We start from the raw sequence: 21,641 nt of genomic DNA, 5'->3' as shown, positions 1-21,641 counted from the left end.
CGCCACATTGCGCACGGGCAGCTTCGTGTCCGGAACAACCGGACGATTTCTGGGCCGCTATTGCGAGCCCTCGCAACGGGTATGTGGCCCCGTTACACAAGAAGGAGCGCCGAAGCGCTCCCCCATGTCCATGATAAGCTCCGCGTTACTGGATGTTGTCGCGGATGCCGAGCTTCTTGATGAGCTCACGGTACTCGTTGATGTCGTTCTTCTTGATGTAAGAGAGCAGACGACGACGCTTACCGACGAGCATCAGCAGGCCGCGACGAGTGTGGAAGTCCTTCTGGTGGGACTTCATGTGCTCGGTGAGCTCGCGGATACGCTCGGTGAGGATGGCAACCTGAACCTTGGAGTTGCCGGTGTCCTGAGGATTGTTGCCAAACTCAGCGGTGAGCTCGGCCTTGCGCTCCTTAGAAACAGTCATGGTACACCTTTCTTCTATGGCCCCGAACCCTTCCGGTGCCGTTATGCGCCCCAATCTGGGAAGCCGCCGGTGCAGCGAGCATCCAAGAGCGGGGTAGGACAGCTTTGAATACTATCACGACGACCACGTCGTCGCAGCAAACACACAACATCCAGGCTAATGACCCATAAGAAACTCCAAGGATCTGATTCGAGCATCCAGATGAGTGGCCGCCCAGCTATGGGCCAACGCAAGCAGCATCGTGGAGCGCGGCAGATCGATTTCATGTGAAAGCAGCTCATCGAAGCGAAGGGATAGAAGGGCGCGCAGCCATTGGACCGTCGACCCGTCTACAGGCTCCGCCCCTGCAACCGTGGCCGCGCACGACGCGCACAGAAGCCCGCCCGCCGACGAAGAGAAATACGAAAGAGACGGGTCGGAACAGGAAACACAGGCAGTGTAATCCGGACGATAGCCGACATGAGAAAGCAGCTTGAAGATGAATGCCGCAACGAGCACATCGCGATGCGGTTGATCGACGACGCGACCGAGAAGCTCGAGACAACGCGTGGTAATGGCGAATACAAAGGGGTCCTCGGCTTCTTCGTAACAGCAAAGCTGTGCGACGTCCGAAACGACCGAGGCTGCCGAGATGGACTCGTAGTCGGGATTCACGCCGAGAGGAGCATGGAGGAGCTCCGCTTGCGAGACGACATCCAGCGTACGCCCGCGTGCAAGCAGCACATCAACGCAGTTGAATAGATCGCAGCGAGCAGAAAGCTTGCTGCCGGGCTTACGGGCGCCCTTGGCCACCGCGCGAATCTGACTCCCCCGTTCCGAAAGCAAGGTAAGGATCAGGTCGGTTTCCTTGAGCTTGGTCTTATCGAGCACGACGCAGACGGTTCGGTATGTCCGAGAAGCCATATCCGACCCGCGCTACTCCTCGGCGCCGTAGCCGAAACGACGAATCTGCCCCTCGTCTTCACGCCAGCCCGATTTGACGCGCACGTCGAGACCGAGGTAAACACGACAATCGAATATACGCTCGATATCGCGCCGCGCCTCCATGCCGATGCGCTTAACCATCTCGCCGCGTTTGCCAACCAGGATGCCCTTTTGTCCCTCGCGCTCAACGTAGATGGTTGCATGGACGCGAAGCAAATCGCCCTTGAACTCGAGCTCGTCGCACAGAACGCCGACCGCATGCGGTATCTCTTCGCGCGTATGCAGCAGCACCTTCTCGCGAACGAACTCCGAAACCAGCGTCTCGTCGCTCGCATCGCACTTCATGTCATCGGGGAACCACTTGGGCCCCTCGGGAAGATAGGAAGCCACCACAGACACGAACGTGTCGACGTTGAATCCCTCGGGGGCGGAAATGACAAGCTCGTCGTCGAAGTCCACAAGCTTGCGAGCGGCTTCAAGCTGGGCCAGCATCTGCTCGGGCTTCACCTTGTCGGCTTTAGAGAGCACCAAGATCTTACGAGCCCTCGACTTCGCCACGTGGTTCGCGACCCACTCGTCGCCTCGGCCGATGGGCGCGCTGGCGTCAATGAGGAAGGCGACGACGTCGACGTCGTTGATCTCCGCCAGAGCGCTCTTGTTGAGCTCGGTTCCCAACGAATCTTTCGGCTTGTGCAAGCCAGGCGTATCTACGATGACGATCTGGCAGCGATCGCGGTTTATGACGGCGCGCATACGGCGGCGCGTGGTCTGAGCCACAGGGGACGTGATGGCGACCTTCTCGCCGAAGCAGGCGTTGAGCAGCGTGGATTTACCTGCGTTCGGCCGGCCCACGAGCGCGACGAAACCGCTGCGAAACCCTTCAGGAAGACCGGGGGACACGGACTCGGCGGAGCCCTCCTCGCCCTCGAGAAACGCGTCGAGCTCGTCATCGGACATGTCGGCAAACGGATCGAAATCGGTCATGGCAGACTCCTTAGATAACATGCAGGGCGTGAAGGAACACGATGCAGCCCACCAGGGCAGCGGTAAGGGAGAGAACGTACACGCTCGCCGCGGCAATATCTTTCGCGCGCTTGGCAAGCGGATGCAACTCCTGCGTAGCAAGGTCGACGATGGTCTCCATCGCGGTATTGCAGAGCTCTGCGAATATCACCAGGCCGCAGCAGATGATGATGATGCACCATGAAACGGCATCGAGGCCCACCGCGAAACCGGCGACTATGGTGCAAAATCCCAAGATGAACATAACGTTGATGTTGCGCTCGGTCCTCACTGCGGTAGCAAGACCTTCCAGCGCATATTTAAACGACTGAAAGAATGTGGGATGGTCGCTATTCGACCCTGGAATCATCGAAAACTCCCCTTTCGAGGTTCAAGCGCACAAGCGAAGGAGGCTAGCAGAAGGATGCATCTTCCTGGTGGCTCGTAGTGGGGCCGATCGTAACGCGATTCGGGTCATCGCCGCGCTTACGCGCGAGCTCCTGCAAGATCTCGAGCTCACGCGCCTCCATAGCTCGTGCTTCTTCAGGATCTATATGATCGAATCCGAGCAGGTGGCAGGCCCCGTGAACCAGCATGAGGCGGAACTCCTCCTCGAAGGTGGTATCGAACTGGGGAGCCTGCTGCTCGATAACAGCCGGGCACAGGATGACGTCGCCGAGTTCGACCGGCTCGTCGGCGGGAATCATATCGTCGTCGATATCGTCGCACTCAAACGAGAGCACATCGGTTGGCGTATCGATATCACGCCATGCGGCGTTAAGCCCACGGATTTCGTCGGCGTCAACAATCGAAACGCTCACGCGGCAGGCGCGCGTAACGCCGTCGGCGCGCAATACCTCTTCCACAACGGCTGCAATCTCTTCATTTGAGATCGGTACAACAAGCTCGTCCTCGTTGCTAATAAGCACGTCCATGTTATCCGTCCTTTCGTGCCGAAACCGGCGTGCGATGCGCCATCGCCTCGAACGTTTCATACGCATCGACAATCTTACCAACCAGACTATGGCGAACAACATCAGAGCCGGTCAAATGAATGAACGCGATATCGGGGATATCCGCAAGAATGCGCTCGATATCGCTGAGCCCGCCCTTGCGTCCCGGCAGGTCGCGCTGGCTCGCATCGCCGGTCACGATGAACTTCGAGTTGAAGCCGAGTCGCGTGAGGAACATCTTCATCTGCTCGGGCGTAGTGTTTTGAGCCTCGTCAAGGATCACGAATGCATCGTTGAGCGTGCGGCCGCGCATGTAGGCCAGCGGCGCGATCTCGATCATGCCGCGCTCTACATACTCATTAGCATGCTCGCGGTCCACGAGGTCGTACAGCGCATCCAGCAACGGGCGGACATAGGGATCGACCTTTTCCTCGAGCGTGCCAGGCAGGAAGCCAAGGTTCTCCCCCGCTTCCACGACGGGGCGTGTAAGCACGATGCGCCCAACCTCGCGTCGCTTGAGCGCGGCGACTGCGACCGCCATGGCAAGATAGGTTTTGCCCGTACCCGCAGGACCAAGGCAAAACGTCATGGTATGAGTGTCAATGGCGTCAAGATACCGTTGTTGACCAGCTGTTTTAGCACGAATTGCCTGGCCACGGTGAGTCATGAAAACTTCATGGGGAGCTGCGGAGGCACTCCCGGCGTTCAGGCGATCGAACGACAGCGATACATCGTCGGTCGTTGGTCGTTTACCAAGACGGACGAGCTCGATAACGGACGAGAGGACCTGGGAAGCAGCCTCGACCGAGGAGACCGGGCCAGAAACGATAACGGCATCGCCGCGCAGCACGAGACTCACGCCGCCGCGCTCCTCGATAGCCCGGAAGAGCATATCGGAAGCACCCGTAACGAGCCCATGGTCCACGGAGCGAGGAAGCGCAATGCGCACGGAAGCAGCCCCCATCACACCCTCCTATGCGATATCCAAAAGACGCCCATGTAGAACCCCGTGCTCATCGACGGACTCGAGACGCACCTTCGACAGCGAGCCCACCTGAACGGCAGCCGGGGTATCGAGAACCACGCGCTGGAATGATCCAAGCGTGCCCTCGCGTGCGGTCTCGAGCACGACGGACTCTACGGTATCGACACGTCGAAGCGCGTCCTCGCGAGACATCTCCACTGCAAGCGCACGCATCCGCGCGGAACGCTCAGCCATGACCTCGGGGGAAACCTGATCGGGAGCCGCCGCGGCAGGCGTGCCGGGACGCTTGCTATACCGAAAGACATGCATACGCGAAAAGCCAACGGTGCGGCAGAGCGCCAAGGACTCCTCGAACTCCTCATCGGTCTCACCGGGAAAGCCAACGATGACATCACAGGAAAGCGAGATAGACGGTACCGCCTCGCGCAGGCGCTTCACCAATGAAAGGAAATCCTCGGAGGTATACGGACGTGCCATCCGATGCAGTGTGGCATCGCAGCCCGACTGGAGCGGCAAATGCAGGAAAGGTGCGATGCGTTCAGACGACGCCAAGCGTGCGATGAGTCGGTCGGACACGTCCATCGGCTCGATAGAGCTCAGTCGAACCTGCGGAATCGTGGAGCGCCGCAAGATAATGGAGATGAGTTCATCGAGCTCGACATGGGAATCGCTCTCGCTCTCCCCGTCGTACGCGCCCAAGTTCACGCCCGTGAGCACGATCTCGGGAATATGGGAATCCTCCGCCTCGCGAACCTGCTCAAGCACGGAGGCAACCGGAATGGAGCGCTCGGGGCCGCGCGCCTTCCAGACGATGCAATATGTGCAGCGGTGATTGCAGCCATCTTGAATCTTGATTCCCAAACGGGACCGGCCCAGGAAGCTCGATACGCCGTGAGCAAGCTCTTCGGGCGCATGCTCGCACGATGGCGTTGCGACCGCGCGGACGCGACGCACAATATCGACCTTAGAAGGCTCGACGATAACGCGGGGAGATAGCTCGGCAATCGATTCTGGATGCAGGTTCACCGCGCAACCCGTCGCGATAACCAAGGGAGCAGGCGGCATACCCAGCGCCCGGCGCACCGCCTTGCGCGTCTTGGCCTCGGCTTCACCGGTGACAGCGCAGGTATTGATAATGACGACGTCAGCAGACGCTTCATCTACCAGCTCAAAACCCGCGCGGAGCAAATCGGTCGAGATGCGATCAGATTCGACGCGGTTGACCCGGCAACCAAGATTTACAACAGCGATGCGCGCGTTTCCCACAGTGCTCCTTGCCTAATCGAGAATATCGTCGATGGCGTCGCGAATGAAGGCGCCGACGCCACGATGCTTGTCGTACTGCTCGTCCATAACGTCTTCGTAGCGCTCGAGGAGCTCGCGTGCCTCGCTGCTCAGCTTCTCGGGAACCTTCACGATGACGCGCGCGACCAAGCGACCGCGCTCGCCGCCGCCCATACGCGGCATGCCGAAGCCCTCAACGGTAACAGCCTGGCCGTACTGGGTGCCGGCGGGAACCTTAACCGGAACCTCTTCGCCCTCCATGATTCCAGCAATCGTGACCGTACAGCCCAAGGCAGCCTGCACCATGGAAACGGTCACCTCGGTATACAGATCGTCCGCATGGCGCTGGAAGCGCTCATGCTCTTCAACCTGAATGGTAACGATAAGGCTGCCCGCTTCGGCTCCGCGGTAACCTGCCTCACCGTACCCGGAAACACGCAGTTGCCGACCTGTAGAAACGCCAGCGGGGATCTTCAAGTCAAGATGCTCGTGAGACGGAGTCCTACCCTGCCCGTCGCACATCTCGCACGGATGGTCGACGACAGTGCCCTCGCCCTGGCAGTCGGGGCACGGGGCGGAGGACTGCACGTCGCCGAAGATGGAGCGCTTATAGGTGGTTACGTAGCCCGACCCATGACAATGCGGGCACTGCTGCTCTGAAGCGCCTTCGGACAGACCGGAGCCACCGCAGTCGTCACAGGGCGCCAAGCGATCGTAGCTGATGGTCTTAGTGCAGCCAACAGCAGCTTCTTCGAGCGTGATGCCCAACGAGATGGCCATGTCACGTCCCTGTCGACGCGCCGCCGCGTTGCGGGCGCCACCGCGCGAGCCGCCGAAGAATGACGAAAAGATATCGTCCATTCCCATGCTACCGAAGATATCCGAGATATCGACATAGCTGGAGTTCATGCCAGGGCCGTCGGCAGAGCCATAGCGATCGTAATTCGCGCGCTTCTGCTCATCGGAGAGAACGGAGTAGGCTTCATTCACCTCTTTGAAGAGCTCTTCAGCGTTCGGATCGTCCGAAACATCGGGGTGCACCTCCCGCGCCTTCTTAAGAAACGCGCGCTTGATCGCACGCTGGTCCGCATCGCGGTCAACACCCAGAACCTCGTAATAATCCCTTTTGCCCGACACGCCTGAACATCCTCCTCGTGCATCTTTCCACGGCTACGGCCCGCACATCGACGAGCCGACGCTCTCCATTATGCCCTGATGGCTCAAAAGCAAACACTACATCATGCGATACGGGCTTAAGAACAATCCCTGGGTGCAGCTGGTAAACCACACGGAGAGCAGCGCAAAGAACAAGCCGTTCATAGCACCGTTCATCGCTACGGCGAAGCCTCGCTTCCACCACAGAAGCGACCGATGCAGCGGGTCGTCCGTGGCGACGTAAAAAACACCAAACACAAGCGGTACGAGGCAGATCATGGCGAACAGCGAGAACACGCCGGAGATTGCAGAAAGGATAAGGAACGGCAGCGCGAGCCCGATAACATAGAACCCGGTGCTCGCTCGGTGCTCAAGCCGCTCGGAAGCCACGCGGGCGCGCGCGACGAGATCGCCCGAAGCGGCGCCATTGGTGCCGGCATGGCCCATGCCCGGAATGCGAACGACATCACCGTCATGCGTGTCTTTGGGAAACTCGACGACCTGCTCGGAGGTAACGGCGACACGGCCCGTAGCGCCGCATACCGTACAGGGGTCTGCGACGACCTTGCCCGACCCGCCGCATTCGGGACACACCATCTGCACCGCGCCCATTCCAAACAAGGAGGACAGATCGACGCCGATGGAGCCGGAGCCTCCGCACGTGGGGCACGTACGGGCATGCTCGCTCGAAACAGAACCGGACCCATGGCAGTTCGAGCAATGCTCATAACGGCGGAACGTCACCACGCGACGCGCCCCATCGCGCGATTGCTCACGAGTAAGCTCGATATCGACCACGACATCCGCACCTTCCTCGGGATTGAACGCGGAGCTCGCGCGACGTCGACCAAATCCAGACGCGTCGAAGGGAAACCCGGTAAAAGGAAAGCCGCCAAAACCAGCGCCGCCCGCGGCGGGCTGACCGGTGCCGCCAGCTGCAAAAGGATTGCCCGAACGCATAGCGTCGTAGCGAGCGCGCTTTGAGTCGTCCGAAAGCACGGCGTACGCTTCCGAAACCTCCTTGAAGCGCTCCTCGGCGTCAGGCTCCTTATTGATATCGGGATGAAGCTTGCGCGCCTTTTGCTGGAACGCCTTCTGGATCTCCTTGGAAGATGCAGTAGGCTCCACGCCCAGAATCGCGTAGTAATCTTTATCGTTCATTCCCGCCATATGGCAAAAACTCCCCGCATCGTTGTATAGCACAGCGGGAGATATTATACCCGCGGAGCCCGCATGTGATGAAAAGGCCGCAGAGCAGCGACCCTTCCCTACCGATTTCCCATGAGCGCGCGAGCAGGCGCTACTCCAAAGTCACCTGTCTATATGTGACGCCGCAGCGGTCCAGGATATTCTTCGAAATGAGATTGTCCTCGGTGCCGTCGTATTTGTCATCGAGGTATATAACCTCTCCGATGCCGGCTTGCACCAACGTCTTGGCGCATTCATGGCACGGAAATAGCGTTACATACACGCGGGCACCCGCCATATCCTTAAGCGAACCACGATAGTTGAGAATCGCGTTGGCCTCGGCATGGATCACGTAATTATGCTTATCGTGCAACGGATCGTCGGCCGTGCCCCAAGGAAAGTCGTCGTCGTTCAACGCGGAAGGCGTGCCGTTGTAGCCGACGGACAGAATGCGATTGTGGATATCGGCGATACAGGCACCGACTTGCGTATTCGGGTCCTTGCTGCGCATGCTCGCCGCAACAGCAGCGCGCATGAAGAACTCATCCCAGCTAATAACATCCTCGCGTTTTCCAGGCATGGCAAACCCCTTTCGTTAGCTGGTCTCCAGCATGCCCCAAGACGAACGCACGCGCAAGGCCGAGATGAAGCCAAGGTCTCTACGCTGGCCGCGCGAGGTTCCAGAACAACCCGAAAAGCTCATTTCCCTCGAGCCAGCCGGCGTGCGTAGGAACGAGCGCCCCATGCGACCAACGCGCCAGACCAAGATCGACCGCTCGCGAGCAGGCAGCATCAATAAGGTCAACCGGAATGTATCGCGAGGCATGATCGAGCAGCTCCACCGAGATGCCGCGCACCATACGGCACGAAAGCATAAGGTCTTCGGCCACGGCTTCTCGTGGAGATAGGGACTCGCGATCGAACTCGATACCTCCGTCATCAAGTTGAACGAATCGCTCGCGACCAGAATCGCCCTCGTCTCGCATGCTTGCAGCGGATCGTCCCAAGCCAAGATAGCTCTTGCCGGTCCAGTACGCGATGTTATGGAGGCACTCGCAACCCGGGAGGGCGTAACTCGCCACCTCATACCGCGCGTAACCAGCGAAACGCATGAGATCCGCGGCTCTATCCATGCATTCCGCCTGGAAATCCTCGTCTGGTACCCGCACCGTTCCCGCTCGCTCCATGCGCTCGAGAGGGGTCCCCTCCTCTAGCTGCAACGGATACACCGAAATATGATCAGGACGGACCTCGCCGTCAAGCAACATGCCCAGCGTACGCTCCCACGACGCCAACGTCTGGCCGGGAAGACCGCACATAAGGTCGCACGAAACAGTCAGGCCGGCGCCGCGTGCACTCTGGACGGCTTCAAGCGCGTCGACCGCGGAATGGATACGCCCGATCGAGCTCAGCTCGCAATCGACGAGGCTCTGAACGCCGAGCGAGACGCGCGTCACACCAGCCCTCGCCAAAAGACACGCGAGCCCTGCGGAAAACGATTCGGGATTGGCTTCGCACGTGAACTCGACCGGTGTGCAAAAAGCTAGAATGCTGCAAACCAATCCGATTAGGCGCTCGCCAGCCAAGCTGGGCGTTCCACCTCCAATATAGACCGTCTTTACATCATCCAGCTCGCCAGCGTTACCGTGAGCTCGGACCTGCATCTCGAGCGCATCCAAATATGCCGCCATACCATCGAGACATGCAGCATCCGCACGAGAATCGAAATCGCAATACAGGCACTTAGATTTGCAAAACGGTATGTGAAGGTAAAGCGCTTCGTAAGGCATTACGTAGGTCCTGCAACCTTAACTATCGAAGCCCGGGATGGGCTCGCCATGGTCCACCAGCTCCACGCATTGCCGCACATCGAGCTCTATCTCGTCGACAAGCGCCATAAAGTCTTCAAACGTCGAGCACTTCACTACGCGGCCGCGCCAGCCCGCGGCATGAGGCATGCCCTTGAGATACCAGGTCGCAAATGTGCGCGCACGCGCCATATGGGCATCATGGCTCTGCAAGAGCGCAAGGTGCTCGCGTAGCGCACCGAGCCGCTCCTCGATGCTGTGCAAGGGGCAGGACGAGCCCTCAAGGGCGATCGCGCGAGCATCATCGAAGATCCACGGATTACCATAAGTACCACGGGCGATGAACACGGCCGTCGCCGCCGTCTCATGAAGCATGCGAGCAGCGTGCTCGGCGCTGAACACGTCGCCTGAACCTATGACGGGCACCTGCACGCGATCGGCAACGGCATCGATCACGGACCAATCAGCTTGGCCGCTATAGAGCTGGCCTGCAGAGCGTCCATGGACGGCAACGGCGGCAACGCCGGCCTGCTCGAGACGAGCGGCGAAATCCGGGGCCAGCAAGCGTCCTGACTTGAAATCCTTGCGCATCTTAACGGTCACGGGGACGCGAGCGTTATCGACGCAGGCGCGCACGATATCGACGGCGAGTTCAGGCTGCTCCATAAGGGCCGAGCCCTCACCCTTAGAAATCACCTTGCGGGCCGGGCACGCCATGTTGATGTCGATGAGCGTCAAGCGATCGCCCACGCGCTCCCGAACGACCTCGACAGCCGATGCAAATTGCTCGGGCTTCGAACCGAACAACTGGACGCAGATCTGCGGCTCCTCGGCAGCAGGAAGCACGAGCTCCCACGTCTTCTCGCTTGCGTACGCCAAGCCCGCGACGGAGACCATTTCGCTGTATGCCAAATGAGCGCCTCGACGGCGGCACATGATGCGATATGCGGCATCGGTGACACCAGCCATGGGGGCCAGAAGAAACGGCTGCTCGGCAAACGCATCGAGCAGCCGCTGGGTTTGAGAGGAAATGGGCATGTGATTACTCGTCCACCTTGAGAATGGCCATGAAAGCTTCCTGCGGCACCTCGACGGAGCCAATGGCCTTCATGCGCTTCTTGCCTTCCTTCTGCTTTTCGAGCAGTTTGCGCTTACGCGAGATATCGCCTCCATAGCACTTGGCAAGGACGTCTTTGCGCCGCGCCTTAACGGTGGAGCGAGAGATGATCTTGTTGCCGATTGCGCCCTGGATGGGAACCTCGAACAGCTGTCGGGGAATGATCTCCTTGAGTTTATCGCACAGGCCGCGCGCCAAGCCATACGCCTTGTCCTTGTGAACGATAAACGACAACGCGTCAACCTCGTCACCGGAAAGCAGGATATCGAGTTTCACCAGGTCACTTGCACGATACTCGGAAAACTCGTAATCAAGCGAGGCATAGCCCTTGGTGCGGCTTTTCAGCTGATCGAAGAAATCGAGAATCAGTTCGGCAAGCGGCATGTCGAAACGCATCTCTACAGACTTCTGCGACAGGTGAATCATGTCGGTGGTGATACCTCGATGCTCGATGGCAAGCTGCATCACCGCGCCGGTGTACTCGGGAGGCACGATAACCTTTGCCTTGAGATACGGCTCCTCGATGCGATCGATGCGGGTGGCATCGGGCAGATCCTGAGGGCTGCGGACCTCGACCATGGAGCCATCGGTCATGTAGACGTGATAATCAACGGAGGGACTCGTCGCAATGAGGGCGAGGTCGAATTCGCGCTCCAAGCGCTCCTTGACAACTTCCATATGCAGCAAGCCCAGAAAACCGACGCGGAATCCGAAACCGAGCGCCACGGAGGTCTCGGGGCTCCATGTCAAAGAGGGATCGTTGACATGGAGCTTCTCAAGCGCGTCGCGCAGGTTCTCGTAATCCTTGTTGTCGATAGGAAACAGGCCGGTGTAGACCATGGGCTTCGCCTCGCGATAGCCCGCAAGGGGCGCGTCGCAGGGTCGAGAGGTCATGGTAAGCGTATCGCCCACGTGCACGGCTTCGGGGTTCTTCAAGCCGGTAACAACAAACCCGACCTCGCCCACGGTAAGTGCGTCGACCGGCGTCTCGGCAGGACGCTTAACTCCCACGCCATCGACCAAGAAGCTCTCGCCGCCCTGCATCATGCGCAGGGTATCGCCCTTTTTGATCGCGCCGTCGAAGACGCGCACGGTTGCCACGACGCCTCGGTATTCATCGAAATACGAATCGAGGATAAGTGCCTTGAGCGGTGCATCGGGATCGCCCTGGGGTGCGGAAACGAGGTAGACGATCGCCTCGAGCAGATCATGAATACCCTCGCCCGTCTTACCCGATACGCACACGGCATCGTCAGCAGGAATCGCGAGCTCGTCTTCGATTTCAACCTTCACCTCATCGGGATGAGCCGAGGGGAGATCGATTTTGTTAATGGCGGGAACGATATCAAGGTCAGCGTTCATCGCGAGCGTGGCGTTGGAGACGGTCTGAGCCTCGACGCCCTGCGTGGCATCAACAACAAGAACCGCGCCCTCGCAGGCAGCAAGCGAACGCGAAACTTCGTAGGTGAAGTCGACGTGGCCCGGCGTGTCGATGAGATTGAACTGATAGGTCTTCCCGTCGTCGGCATCATACATAACGCGAACAGCATTACTCTTGATGGTGATGCCGCGCTCGCGCTCGATATCCATGGTGTCCAACAGCTGCGACTCCATGTCGCGTTCTTCAACGGTGCGCGTAAGCTCGAGGATACGGTCGCTGATGGTGGACTTGCCATGATCGATATGAGCGATGATGGAGAAGTTCCTGATATGTGAGGTATCTAAAGTATTCATGCGAGCTATGATACCGCATGCCCACGGCCATAGGCGAGTACCGAAACGTGCACAAATCACGTAGATTCACGTCTATTCCACAGTGTTCTCGTTCCCCTTCCGTACATTCGGTGCTATACTCTTCTGACTGTATGACCTCAACCGTGTCTCAGAGGCCGGATACAAAGGCTTTTTTAGAAGAACTCGAAAGGAAATCTACAAGTGGCAAACATCAAGTCTCAGAAGAAGCGCATCCGCACCAATGAGATCGCTCGCGTTCGCAACAAGGCGATCCGCTCCGAGCTCAAGACGCTTGTTAAGCACGTTCACACCGCTGTGGAGGCTGGCGACAAGGAGGCCGCACAGGCCGCAGCCACCCGCGTGTACCGTGCCCTCGACAAGGCTGCAGCCAAGGGCGTTATTCATCGCAACCAGGCTTCCAACCGTAAGTCCGGTGTTCAGAAGCTCGTCAACAAGATCGCCTAGTACAAACCGTACATAGAGCTTTTATTAGGGTCTCGCCATGCGAGACCCTTTTTATTTTCAAAGTGCACGACGTTCCACGCGTACGGAACGAACCATCACGATCGAGTACACCAGAATTAGCGCGACCGATACGGGGGCTTCGTGCCCAACGATGCGCCAGCAGACGAATCTCCGCCTACAAGCCCCATCACCCAGATGCGCAAGGCGAGCTCGGAGTCGCGCGAACCCTTCAAAGCCATCTCGACATCGACCGCATCGTGAAGCGCGCTCGTCAGCTCCAACATCGAGAACTTACGAGACCACTTCACATGATTTTTAACCTGCCAACTCTGCAGTCCAAGAACCTCGGCCAACCTGCCACCCTCGCCGCGGGCATCAAGCGCCTTCGCGATGATAAGCTCGCGGAGACGACCAACAATCAACGTGAACGTTCTTATTTCGCTGCGCGCAGGCTGCAATGACAACTGCTCCAGTACGGAAGATGCATTTCGAGAGGCGATAGCATTCAACAAGTCCCACGGCTTGGCCTCGGCAGTCCGTACGACATAACGCTCGACATGCTCCTTCTCAATCATTGGAACTTGAGCTATCTCGATTAGCTTTTGAAGCTCGCTCACAAGCAAACGAGTATTCTCCCCGACCCTGCTAACCAGCTCCTCAGCTGCAACTGGATTGATGCGCCCGTTATACCGTGGTGCGATCTTGCACAAGTACCCAGATAGTTCCCGCGCCTTCATAGGCGAGCAATCAATAGCAGCTTTTGCACCGAGTTTGGCCACGGCCTTGTACAGACGCGTGGACTTTGGGAGGCGGTCGGCAATAACGAGACACACCGTGCTTGGCGAAGGTGCGGAGAAATACTCGACGAGAGGCTCGCTCACCGTTTTTGGCAGCTTATCGCAACCATACAGGATTACAAGTCGAAACTCCGTCCCCATGGGAAGCGTATTCAACGAAGCGATGATGTCATCGATCTGCGGATCGCGATTCATGTCCCGTTCATCGAGATTGAAATCGGCCATACCAGTCTGCTCAAGACGAGCCTTCAGTCGTGAAACGTACTCGGACCGGCGATATTCATCGGAACCTACAAGCAGGTATCCAGGCAGCAATTCCTGAGCAGTCACGTATGCAATCCTTTCGCAGCCAGCAGCTGTCATCATCGCCCTATTGTATCGAATTGGCCCGCCGCGTGCGAAGCCGAAGGCCTGCTGATGTGGGCCGGATAGTCACATCGCCCACATCCCGCGTGCAATAGAAACCAGCGCCGTACTCCACAACCGTATCAATGGCCTTTGAATTAGGATGGCCGTAACGATTGCCCGCTCCCGCACTGGCGATAGCGACTTCAGGATCGAGCTCATTCATGAGAGTCGCGTCAACCGAATCGCGTGACCCATGATGACCCATCTTCAGTATCGATATATTACCTGCCGAGCGCGCATATTCATGCTCCTCGTTAACCTCGGTGTCCCCCGTCAGAAGAATTTGCTGGTCTTGGCCAAGCTCGTCACATACAACCGAGAACACCAACGATTCAGAATTCTCCTCGCCACCAACGCGAGACAGCGGCCATAGGACGCTGCATGAAAACGAACCGACCTTCAAGCGATCGCCCGCTGACACCTCTTCCACGCTACCGTTTTCCATAAAGGTAAATAGTTCGGACGGGACATTATCACTCGCCCCGTGTGCGACAACAAGCTGCCGCACGGGGAGCTGCCGCATAACAGCAGGCAATCCTCCCCAGTGGTCTCGATCCCAATGCGTCACCACAACGGCATCAAGCTCATAGACATGATTACGAACGAGCGCGCGCAGCGTCGCCTCATCAACTCCCGCATCCACGAGAACGGTGCGGTCGCCATCTCTGATGAGAATGGCATCCCCCTGGCCAACATCCAATACAACAACCTCCGCAGGGGCGAATACATTCCATCGAGCATAATCGCCCGCGAAAACGACGAGCCCCACCGCCAAACCAGCAAGCAACCCGCGCAGGCATAACGGCCGCCACTTCATGTAGCACCATGCACCGGCGGCATATAAAAGCACGCCCGTCAGAACGCCCGATTCCACAGCGATCGACGCCCAGGGCACCTCTGAAAGAGCCCGGGTAAGAAATAAGGCAACATCCCCTACCATGGCGAGCGGCGCCAACAGCCAGGATCCACTCCCCGTGTACATGGCGATTGGTGCCAGGATCAGACCAGCGGTCAACATGCAAGTAAACAACGGGGCGACCACGATGTTCGCAACCGGTGAAATGAGCGAAAGAGAGCCGAATACGGGCATAACGATGGGAGCCGTCCCCCATTGAGCCGCCAGGGTGATGGAAACCTGATCGGCCAAGCCATCTGGTATATGCCAATTGCACAGCGTTGAACGAAGAACGGGCGCTACAAGCATGATAAAAAGAACGCTCGCCAAGGAAAGCTGAAACCCTACATCAAACACGACTCCGGGATTCATCAACGCCAGAATTCCAGCCGCCAACACCAAGCCCGACAAAGGATGAGCTCGCCGTCCGAGCAGCCGGCACGCTGTCGCACAGGCAACCATTACAAAACTTCGAACAGCCGAGGGCGAACCGCCGGTAAACATGGTGTAGATGAACATAACTGCTTGCAGCAAGACCAGCCTCGTTCGAAAGCACATCGGAAGTTTGAGCAACGAGGAGCCCAGGAGCGAAACGATACACGCAAGGTGGCCGCCGGACACAGCAATCAAATGCGTTAAGCCCGTTTGAGAAAACCACTCCATGGATTCATCGCTCGACAGCTCCGTCGTCCGTCCGCACAGAAGTCCAGCCAACAACGCTCGCGCCGGATCCGAGGCAGGATTAATAGCTTCAAGCAACTTAGCCCGAAACGCCTCGATACGCGATGGCCGACGCTCCACATCAGACACCGATACCGCACGCAACACCCCGGAGGCGCCTTTCATAAAAAGCGAACGACCCCATCCGTTGCCAGGCAGTTTCGATAGACGGCCCGCAACGGTACAAAGGGTCCCGGCCCCAAGCGGCTCCTCGGTCTGCAGCCAAACCTTCAATCTGCTGCCATCGAGTTCAATTGATGCAACAGATCCACTCCCGTACGAGCCTGGCTGGGGGTCACCGCGAACCAGAACGGCGGCACGAAACGAGGACGCATCGCTAACAGCACCCGTTGCCCGGTCAATGCCTATGACCCAAAACAAACACGCAATGCTAGCAAGAAGTGCTCCCAGCAAGAATGACATGGAATTCGCTTGCAACCTAGACCCGCGTGCATAATGAAGCATCAAGATAACTACCGCGCACGAGCACGCAGCGGTGACCAGGCATGCAGCACGCGGGCAAGCGTTCAGGACCCCTGCATACTCGCGCCAAGACATCTCGGCAACAATAGCGGACACCAACAACACACCTATGGCACCCATGCACCATACAGGCATAAACGGTCGCGGACCCAGTACATCGCTACGCACATCCTGTGGCGCGAGCGTCATAGGCATACCTGGTCCTTCAGCTTGGCAAACTTTTTCTCCCCAATGCCATCGACCAGCATGAGGTCCTCAAGCTTGGAGAATGGGCCGTTCTCGTCTCGATGGTCGACGATAGCCTGCGCAGTGGCCGGGCCAACACCGGGCAGCGCATCAAGATCTGTCATAGTTGCGCTGTTGATGCTGATCAGAGCCGCAGAGCTCGAAGGCGATGGACCCCCTCCGGCTTCCGAGGGCTGAGATGCAACCTGCATATCGTCCGCCCGGGGCACATACACCTTCTGGCCGTCGACAACCAGGGATGCTCGATTGAGCGAGGAGAGAACGGCGTCATCCATCAATCCGCCTGCAGCCTCAAGCGCATCCTGCACCCGCGAGCCCTCGGGAAGTTGATACACACCGGGCGCCCGCACCGCACCGCCCACATCCACATACAGCAATATCGGTTCGGGCTCCTGGGCCTTCGGATCATCTTCCGCCATCGATGGATCCGCATCGGGAACGACAAGCTGCTGCTCAGCTGGGTTCGCAAGAAATATTCCCGCCAGCACGGCAAGCAAGGCGGCGCCACATGCAACGGCCGCAACGGCCTTCATCTCAATCGATCCACGCAATGCAGCTCGAACCGAGGCCCACAACGTACAACGTTTCAATTGACTCATTCCATCCCCTCCTCTCTTCCAGCATGCAGGACGGCATGGAAATATCCATTGCGAATCAGATAATGCGGACCATCAATGGACTAGAGTCAAACTGGTATCAAACAGCGGTGTAAACAAAAAGGGCCGCTCCAGATGGAACGACCCCACTAAGGCAGATAGAGCGCAATAAGCAGGCTTACTCGACTTCAAGCGACTCTGAAGAATCGTCCCGATGCGCGCGGATACAGTAGCGAACCTCGAGCTCGCTATGGCGTTCACGAAGACAACGGGGCGGTTTATACGTGGGCGCAGGGAAATCGATGTACTCAACCGTATCCACAAGATGCTGGATCATAGCCTCGTGGTCGATCATCTCCCATGCCTCGTGCACCTCGTCGAGCTTCGCATGCGTCTCCGGACGGCGTGGCATGAACAGCGTGCAGCAATCCGGCGCAACCTCGGTGGATATATCATACGTGCCGATTTGCTCGGCACGGGCGATAATCTCCTGCTTATCGGAGCCGATAAGGGGACGGAAAACCGGAATATCAACGACCTCGTTAACTGCCATGATGTTCTCAAGCGTCTGAGAAGCAACCTGGCCGAGCGACTCACCGGTGACCAAAGCCTTGGCACCCTCGAGGCGAGCAATACGCTCGGCAACGGAGTACATAATGCGACGATACATGATCACACGAAGGTCACTCGGGCATTTCAAGGAGATTTCGCGCTGGCAGTCACCAAACGGGACGACGTACAGGCGCCCGATCTGAACACCGGGACGCAAGGCCTCGATGATATCCTGACAAAGATACTCGCTCGTATCCGCCGTCTGAGGACGACCTGAGAAGTGAATGGGAACGGGAACGGCACCGCGACGCGCGAGCAGCCACGTTGCAACCGGAGAATCGATACCCGAGGACAGAAGGGTGACGACCTTACCGGCACTGCCCTGAGGCAATCCGCCGACGCCCCGCTCGGACCGCGCGTACACGTACACGCTGCCCTGGACGACGAGGACGTGAACCTGGGCGTCGCATCCCTTCATAAGTACCTTTTTGTCGGGAAACGCCTCGCACAGGTATTCGCCCACCTGGCGATTGAGATCCATCGAGGTGAGCTCGTAATCAGTGTTGGAACGACGGGCGACGACCTTGAACGAACGGAAGTCACCAAACTCGTTCAACGCCTTCCGAGCCGCCTCGCAGTACTCGTGAGGGTCGCGGTTCGTATGGTAGGCAAGCGACACGCGCGCCACACCCGGAACGGTTCCGATGATAGGAAACGCCTGCTCTGCCTGGCCCGCAACGGAGAACGAAACAAGAATATGGCCCGAGATCCTCGTGATAGTAGCAACGGAAAAGGCGGCCAAGGCCGCCTTGATGTTATCCATGAGGATGCGTTCGAATCGAGCTCGATTTTTACCCTTAAGCCCTATCTCATGATAGTGCACAAGGCAAACGCGACTGGCCATATGCTATTCTTCCGAAGCCTTGTGGCCAAGGGCCTCTTCATAACGATCGCCCTCATAGGAGATGCTGCCATCGACGATCTCCTCCATTGCCATGGAGATCGTATCCTTACCAGAGAGCGCGATGGTGATATCGTCCACATCCTGGACGGCAAGTACGCGGCTGTGCTGCTCGCGAAGCATGCTATTGATGTCGCACGCGCGCTTGGACGCAAGCGAGGCGAGCAGGAAACGGTTGTTATCGGTCTTATCGAGCAGATCGTCGATATTAGGCTTTACGACTGACACGAGAATCAGTTCCTTTCATAGGTGGAAAGAATCGTAGCGAGCTCACGGGTTGCCTGCTCTAAATCGTCATTGACGACCCGAACATCGTAGGCATCGGCAAACTCGAGTTCATGGCGGGCGTTAGCGAGGCGAATCGAAAGCGATTCGGCGCTCTCGGTACCACGGCCCACCAGTCGCTGCTCCAGAACCTCCAACGAGGGCGGCTCGATGAAAACGAGCACGGCATCGGGAAAGCGCTTCTTAACGTTCAGCGCGCCCTGCACATCGATCTCGAGGATGAGGGAATGGCCGGCAGCGAGCTTGGACTCGACCTCGGAGACGAGCGTACCGTAGCGATGGTCGTGAACCTGGGCCCACTCGACGAACTCGCCCTGTTCAACCTTCGTGCTAAAGGCCTCTTCAGAGATGAAATAGTAATTGACGCCGTCAACCTCGCCGGCGCGTGGCTCCCGTGTGGTAGCGGAAACCGTCAGGCCCAGTTCAGGCATACGCTCGCGCACGCGCGCAACAAGCGTACCCTTCCCTGCGCCTGACGGCCCGGAAATCACAAAGAGCTTTGAATCGACGCCGCTCAATTACTTATTAAGCTGCTCGAGCAGCTGCTCGCGCTGACGAACGCCGAGACCCTGCACGCGGCGGGTAGCGGAGATACCAAGCTCGTCCATGATCTTGGCAGCCTTGGCCTTGCCATAACCAGGAAGGGACTCGATGAGGGTGGAAACCTTCATGCGGGAAGCGATGGGATCCTCGGAGTTGAGAACGGACTCCAGGGTAACCTCGCCCTTCTTGATCTGCTCACGGAGCTCAGCACGAGCATGACGAGCGGCAGCGGCCTTCTCGAGTGCAGCCTTGCGCTGCTCATCAGTAAGCTGAGGAAGAGCCATTGAAACCTCCAAATGACATATGTACTACTTAGAATATTCGGCTTGACCTGCGAAAAGGCACTCCGAACATCGAACGACAGTATAGAATAGACGAACCCGATGGCAGTTTCAAGGAAATATAGCCATCTACTTGCTAAAACTCCCCTACTTCATAGAACCAGCGCGAAGTTTCCGCAGTTAGAAGGCATGGTTGAATTCCTACTCAACAGCTCGCAGCTCATCCACGATAGCCTCGAAGGCCGCAACGGGGTCATCGGCTCCGGTGATGGGGCGCCCCACGACGATATGGCTCGCACCGCTTTCGATAGCAGAAGCGGGAGTCGCCACGCGTGTCTGATCGCCGAGCTCGGCGCCAGCGGGACGCACGCCCGGCGTTACGACCAAGCCGTCATCACCGACGAGCTCGCGCATACGCGATGCCTCGCGGGGCGAGCACACCACGCCGTCGATGCCGTTGGCGCGCGCAAGGAGCGCGAGGCGCTCGGCCTCGACGGCGACCTCATCGGAAACGCCGATCTCGGTAAGCGAATCCTGGCTCATGCTCGTGAGAACCGTGATAGCCACCAGGTGCGGGCGATCGCCGCGCACGGCAGCAGCTTCCTCGGCGCCCTCGCGGCACGCAGCGAGCATGGCGCCGGAGCCAAGCCCGTGAACGGACATGAGGTCTGCGCCAGCGAGAGCCGCGGAGCGCGCGGCACCGCGAACCTGATGCGGGATATCATGGAACTTAAGGTCCAAAAACACCTTAAAGCCGCGTTCTTTGAACTCGCGGACGATGGACGGCCCCTCGGCGTAGAACAGCGTCATGCCGACCTTGAGCCAGACGGCATGACCGCTCAAGGAATCGGCGAGCTCGAGGGCTCGCTGACGGTCGCAGTCGATGGCCACGATCACGCGGTCGCGTGCCTGCTCATCTAGCATTCGAAAGCTCCAATCAGCTCGTTGATATCGGAAACACCCTGGGAAGCCGCCCACTCCTCGAGTTCTGACAGGACGCGCAAAGACGCGGCGGGGTCGATGAAGTTGGCCATGCCCACGGCGACGCAGGTGGCGCCCGCCAGGATCATCTCGGCGGCGTCCTCGCCCGTCATAACGCCGCCGACGCCGCAGATGGGGATATCGACGGCGTTCGCGGCCTCCCAGACCATGCGGACGGCGATGGGATGACACAAGGGACCGGAGAGGCCACCCGTGGGTTTAGAGAGCTTGGAGCGACGCGTGCGAACGTCGATAGCCATGCCGGGAATGGAGTTGATGACCGTCAGTCCGTCGGCACCCTCCGATTCCAGGGCGCGAGCGATCTCGGGGATGCGTACCGGAGCCATCTTAACGAACAGCGGGCGGTCGGTAACCTTGCGGCAGGCGCGCATGACATCGGCGGCGCCTTCGGGAGTCGAACCACAGGCCGCTCCACCCGCAGCGATGTTGGGGCAGCTCACGTTGATCTCGAAACCTGCGGCCCAGGGGCAGAGCTCGCAGAACATCTCGAGCGCCCGCACGTACTCCTCGGTGGAGTGGCCGGCAACCTGGCAGATGACGCTCGTCCCCGCTTCGGTGAGCTCGGAGAGCCACGGGCCGGATTCGGAGGCAAACGCCTGCACACCGGGATTTTGCAGGCCGACGGAATTCATCATGCCACCGGGGACCTCGGTCATGCGGGGCGCGGGATTACCGGGCCAGGGCTCGGCCGCGCAGCCCTTCGTGGTGATGGCACCGAGCTTGGAAACATCGATAAGCTCGCTGAACTGCCATCCATAACCAAACGTACCCGATGCGGTGTTGATGGGATTCTTCATCTTCACGCCGCCGAAATCGACGGCCATATTTACCGC

At 58.6% G+C, this 21,641-nt stretch carries 23 protein-coding genes; 1 reads left to right on the top strand and 22 read right to left on the bottom strand.

Translation table 11 applies throughout. The features are described 5' to 3' along the window. Window positions 1-145: 145 nt before the first annotated feature. From rpsO to lepA, 13 genes are all read right to left on the bottom strand, one after another. The gene (rpsO, locus tag E4J93_RS04285) at window positions 146-424 is read right to left on the bottom strand and encodes a 30S ribosomal protein S15 (RefSeq protein ID WP_147588240.1); all 279 of its coding nucleotides are present in this window, start codon (window positions 422-424) and stop codon (window positions 146-148) included. A gap of 156 nt (window positions 425-580) precedes the next feature. Further along, the gene (recO, locus tag E4J93_RS04280) at window positions 581-1,327 is read right to left on the bottom strand and encodes a DNA repair protein RecO (protein WP_147588239.1); all 747 of its coding nucleotides are present in this window, start codon (window positions 1,325-1,327) and stop codon (window positions 581-583) included. A gap of 12 nt (window positions 1,328-1,339) precedes the next feature. Next, entirely contained in the window at window positions 1,340-2,332 is a 993-nt protein-coding gene (gene era, locus E4J93_RS04275) for a GTPase Era (protein WP_147588238.1), read from the bottom strand. A gap of 10 nt (window positions 2,333-2,342) precedes the next feature. Then, window positions 2,343-2,720 carry a diacylglycerol kinase family protein gene (locus E4J93_RS04270; RefSeq protein ID WP_147588237.1) on the bottom strand — a complete coding sequence of 126 codons (378 nt, stop codon included), beginning with the start codon at window positions 2,718-2,720 and terminating at the stop codon, window positions 2,343-2,345. 43 nt (window positions 2,721-2,763) lie between these two features. After that, window positions 2,764-3,285 (bottom strand): rRNA maturation RNase YbeY, encoded by a 522-nt coding sequence (gene ybeY, locus E4J93_RS04265; protein ID WP_147588236.1) that lies wholly within the window; start codon window positions 3,283-3,285, stop codon window positions 2,764-2,766. Window position 3,286: 1 nt separating this feature from the next. After that, window positions 3,287-4,267 (bottom strand): PhoH family protein, encoded by a 981-nt coding sequence (locus tag E4J93_RS04260; RefSeq protein ID WP_147588235.1) that lies wholly within the window; start codon window positions 4,265-4,267, stop codon window positions 3,287-3,289. A 9-nt stretch (window positions 4,268-4,276) separates the two neighbouring features. Beyond that, window positions 4,277-5,554 carry a tRNA (N(6)-L-threonylcarbamoyladenosine(37)-C(2))-methylthiotransferase MtaB gene (gene mtaB, locus E4J93_RS04255; protein WP_147588234.1) on the bottom strand — a complete coding sequence of 426 codons (1,278 nt, stop codon included), beginning with the start codon at window positions 5,552-5,554 and terminating at the stop codon, window positions 4,277-4,279. Window positions 5,555-5,566: 12 nt separating this feature from the next. Further along, window positions 5,567-6,709, bottom strand: coding sequence for a molecular chaperone DnaJ (gene dnaJ / locus E4J93_RS04250; RefSeq protein WP_147588233.1), 1,143 nt, complete (start codon window positions 6,707-6,709; stop codon window positions 5,567-5,569). A 96-nt stretch (window positions 6,710-6,805) separates the two neighbouring features. Next, window positions 6,806-7,897, bottom strand: coding sequence for a DnaJ domain-containing protein (locus E4J93_RS04245; RefSeq protein WP_187231601.1), 1,092 nt, complete (start codon window positions 7,895-7,897; stop codon window positions 6,806-6,808). Window positions 7,898-8,027: 130 nt separating this feature from the next. Further along, window positions 8,028-8,495, bottom strand: coding sequence for a dCMP deaminase family protein (locus tag E4J93_RS04240; RefSeq protein ID WP_147588232.1), 468 nt, complete (start codon window positions 8,493-8,495; stop codon window positions 8,028-8,030). Window positions 8,496-8,574: 79 nt separating this feature from the next. Further along, a complete protein-coding gene (gene hemW / locus E4J93_RS04235) occupies window positions 8,575-9,705 on the bottom strand; it encodes a radical SAM family heme chaperone HemW (protein WP_147588231.1) in 1,131 nt (376 codons plus the stop codon). Window positions 9,706-9,723: 18 nt separating this feature from the next. Continuing rightward, window positions 9,724-10,761: a tRNA dihydrouridine synthase DusB gene (gene dusB, locus E4J93_RS04230; RefSeq protein ID WP_147588230.1), complete on the bottom strand. Its 1,038-nt coding sequence runs from the start codon at window positions 10,759-10,761 to the stop codon at window positions 9,724-9,726. A 4-nt stretch (window positions 10,762-10,765) separates the two neighbouring features. Continuing rightward, window positions 10,766-12,574 carry a translation elongation factor 4 gene (lepA, locus tag E4J93_RS04225; protein ID WP_147588229.1) on the bottom strand — a complete coding sequence of 603 codons (1,809 nt, stop codon included), beginning with the start codon at window positions 12,572-12,574 and terminating at the stop codon, window positions 10,766-10,768. A gap of 201 nt (window positions 12,575-12,775) precedes the next feature. Here lepA and rpsT point away from each other — a divergent pair, with 201 nt between their 5' ends. After that, on the top strand, window positions 12,776-13,039 hold the full coding sequence (gene rpsT / locus E4J93_RS04220; RefSeq protein WP_147588228.1) for a 30S ribosomal protein S20: 264 nt from the start codon (window positions 12,776-12,778) through the stop codon (window positions 13,037-13,039). A gap of 116 nt (window positions 13,040-13,155) precedes the next feature. Here rpsT and holA read toward each other — a convergent pair whose 3' ends face one another. From holA to E4J93_RS04175, 9 genes are all read right to left on the bottom strand, one after another. Continuing rightward, window positions 13,156-14,166: a DNA polymerase III subunit delta gene (gene holA / locus E4J93_RS04215; RefSeq protein WP_147588227.1), complete on the bottom strand. Its 1,011-nt coding sequence runs from the start codon at window positions 14,164-14,166 to the stop codon at window positions 13,156-13,158. 40 nt (window positions 14,167-14,206) lie between these two features. Further along, window positions 14,207-16,093 carry a DNA internalization-related competence protein ComEC/Rec2 gene (locus E4J93_RS04210; RefSeq protein ID WP_187231600.1) on the bottom strand — a complete coding sequence of 629 codons (1,887 nt, stop codon included), beginning with the start codon at window positions 16,091-16,093 and terminating at the stop codon, window positions 14,207-14,209. A 434-nt stretch (window positions 16,094-16,527) separates the two neighbouring features. After that, window positions 16,528-17,121, bottom strand: coding sequence for a helix-hairpin-helix domain-containing protein (locus tag E4J93_RS04205; RefSeq protein WP_187231599.1), 594 nt, complete (start codon window positions 17,119-17,121; stop codon window positions 16,528-16,530). A gap of 241 nt (window positions 17,122-17,362) precedes the next feature. Continuing rightward, the gene (thiI, locus tag E4J93_RS04200) at window positions 17,363-18,640 is read right to left on the bottom strand and encodes a tRNA uracil 4-sulfurtransferase ThiI (RefSeq protein ID WP_147588224.1); all 1,278 of its coding nucleotides are present in this window, start codon (window positions 18,638-18,640) and stop codon (window positions 17,363-17,365) included. A gap of 3 nt (window positions 18,641-18,643) precedes the next feature. After that, window positions 18,644-18,925, bottom strand: a complete 282-nt coding sequence (locus tag E4J93_RS04195) for a DNA-directed RNA polymerase subunit omega (protein WP_147588223.1) — start codon at window positions 18,923-18,925, stop codon at window positions 18,644-18,646. 5 nt (window positions 18,926-18,930) lie between these two features. Continuing rightward, the gene (gene gmk / locus E4J93_RS04190; RefSeq protein ID WP_147588222.1) at window positions 18,931-19,500 is read right to left on the bottom strand and encodes a guanylate kinase; all 570 of its coding nucleotides are present in this window, start codon (window positions 19,498-19,500) and stop codon (window positions 18,931-18,933) included. After that, entirely contained in the window at window positions 19,501-19,809 is a 309-nt protein-coding gene (mihF, locus tag E4J93_RS04185) for an integration host factor, actinobacterial type (protein WP_147588221.1), read from the bottom strand. A gap of 198 nt (window positions 19,810-20,007) precedes the next feature. Next, complete coding sequence (gene pyrF, locus E4J93_RS04180; RefSeq protein ID WP_147588220.1) at window positions 20,008-20,730, bottom strand: orotidine-5'-phosphate decarboxylase; 723 nt, start codon at window positions 20,728-20,730, stop codon at window positions 20,008-20,010. After that, window positions 20,724-21,632 carry a dihydroorotate dehydrogenase gene (locus E4J93_RS04175; protein WP_187231615.1) on the bottom strand — a complete coding sequence of 303 codons (909 nt, stop codon included), beginning with the start codon at window positions 21,630-21,632 and terminating at the stop codon, window positions 20,724-20,726. The genes pyrF and E4J93_RS04175 overlap by 7 nt, the downstream gene beginning before the upstream one ends. Window positions 21,633-21,641 lie beyond the last annotated feature (9 nt).

Origin of the sequence: Collinsella sp. BA40 (genome assembly GCF_008014645.1) — a bacterium.
GTDB lineage: Bacteria > Actinomycetota > Coriobacteriia > Coriobacteriales > Coriobacteriaceae > Collinsella.
This window is presented reverse-complemented; position numbering and strand designations above follow the sequence as displayed.

What these genes read in the sequence shown, in the direction of transcription:
- rpsO (WP_147588240.1), bottom strand. Translation starts at nt 424, where the DNA reads ATGACTGTTTCTAAGGAGCGCAAGGCCGAGCTCACCGCTGAGTTTGGC.
- recO (WP_147588239.1), bottom strand. Translation starts at nt 1,327, where the DNA reads ATGGCTTCTCGGACATACCGAACCGTCTGCGTCGTGCTCGATAAGACC.
- era (WP_147588238.1), bottom strand. Translation starts at nt 2,332, where the DNA reads ATGACCGATTTCGATCCGTTTGCCGACATGTCCGATGACGAGCTCGAC.
- E4J93_RS04270 (WP_147588237.1), bottom strand. Translation starts at nt 2,720, where the DNA reads ATGATTCCAGGGTCGAATAGCGACCATCCCACATTCTTTCAGTCGTTT.
- ybeY (WP_147588236.1), bottom strand. Translation starts at nt 3,285, where the DNA reads ATGGACGTGCTTATTAGCAACGAGGACGAGCTTGTTGTACCGATCTCA.
- E4J93_RS04260 (WP_147588235.1), bottom strand. Translation starts at nt 4,267, where the DNA reads ATGGGGGCTGCTTCCGTGCGCATTGCGCTTCCTCGCTCCGTGGACCAT.
- E4J93_RS04245 (WP_187231601.1), bottom strand. Translation starts at nt 7,897, where the DNA reads ATGGCGGGAATGAACGATAAAGATTACTACGCGATTCTGGGCGTGGAG.
- E4J93_RS04240 (WP_147588232.1), bottom strand. Translation starts at nt 8,495, where the DNA reads ATGCCTGGAAAACGCGAGGATGTTATTAGCTGGGATGAGTTCTTCATG.
- hemW (WP_147588231.1), bottom strand. Translation starts at nt 9,705, where the DNA reads ATGCCTTACGAAGCGCTTTACCTTCACATACCGTTTTGCAAATCTAAG.
- dusB (WP_147588230.1), bottom strand. Translation starts at nt 10,761, where the DNA reads ATGCCCATTTCCTCTCAAACCCAGCGGCTGCTCGATGCGTTTGCCGAG.
- lepA (WP_147588229.1), bottom strand. Translation starts at nt 12,574, where the DNA reads ATGAATACTTTAGATACCTCACATATCAGGAACTTCTCCATCATCGCT.
- E4J93_RS04205 (WP_187231599.1), bottom strand. Translation starts at nt 17,121, where the DNA reads ATGAAGGCCGTTGCGGCCGTTGCATGTGGCGCCGCCTTGCTTGCCGTG.
- thiI (WP_147588224.1), bottom strand. Translation starts at nt 18,640, where the DNA reads ATGGCCAGTCGCGTTTGCCTTGTGCACTATCATGAGATAGGGCTTAAG.
- mihF (WP_147588221.1), bottom strand. Translation starts at nt 19,809, where the DNA reads ATGGCTCTTCCTCAGCTTACTGATGAGCAGCGCAAGGCTGCACTCGAG.
- pyrF (WP_147588220.1), bottom strand. Translation starts at nt 20,730, where the DNA reads ATGCTAGATGAGCAGGCACGCGACCGCGTGATCGTGGCCATCGACTGC.
- E4J93_RS04175 (WP_187231615.1), bottom strand. Translation starts at nt 21,632, where the DNA reads ATGGCCGTCGATTTCGGCGGCGTGAAGATGAAGAATCCCATCAACACC.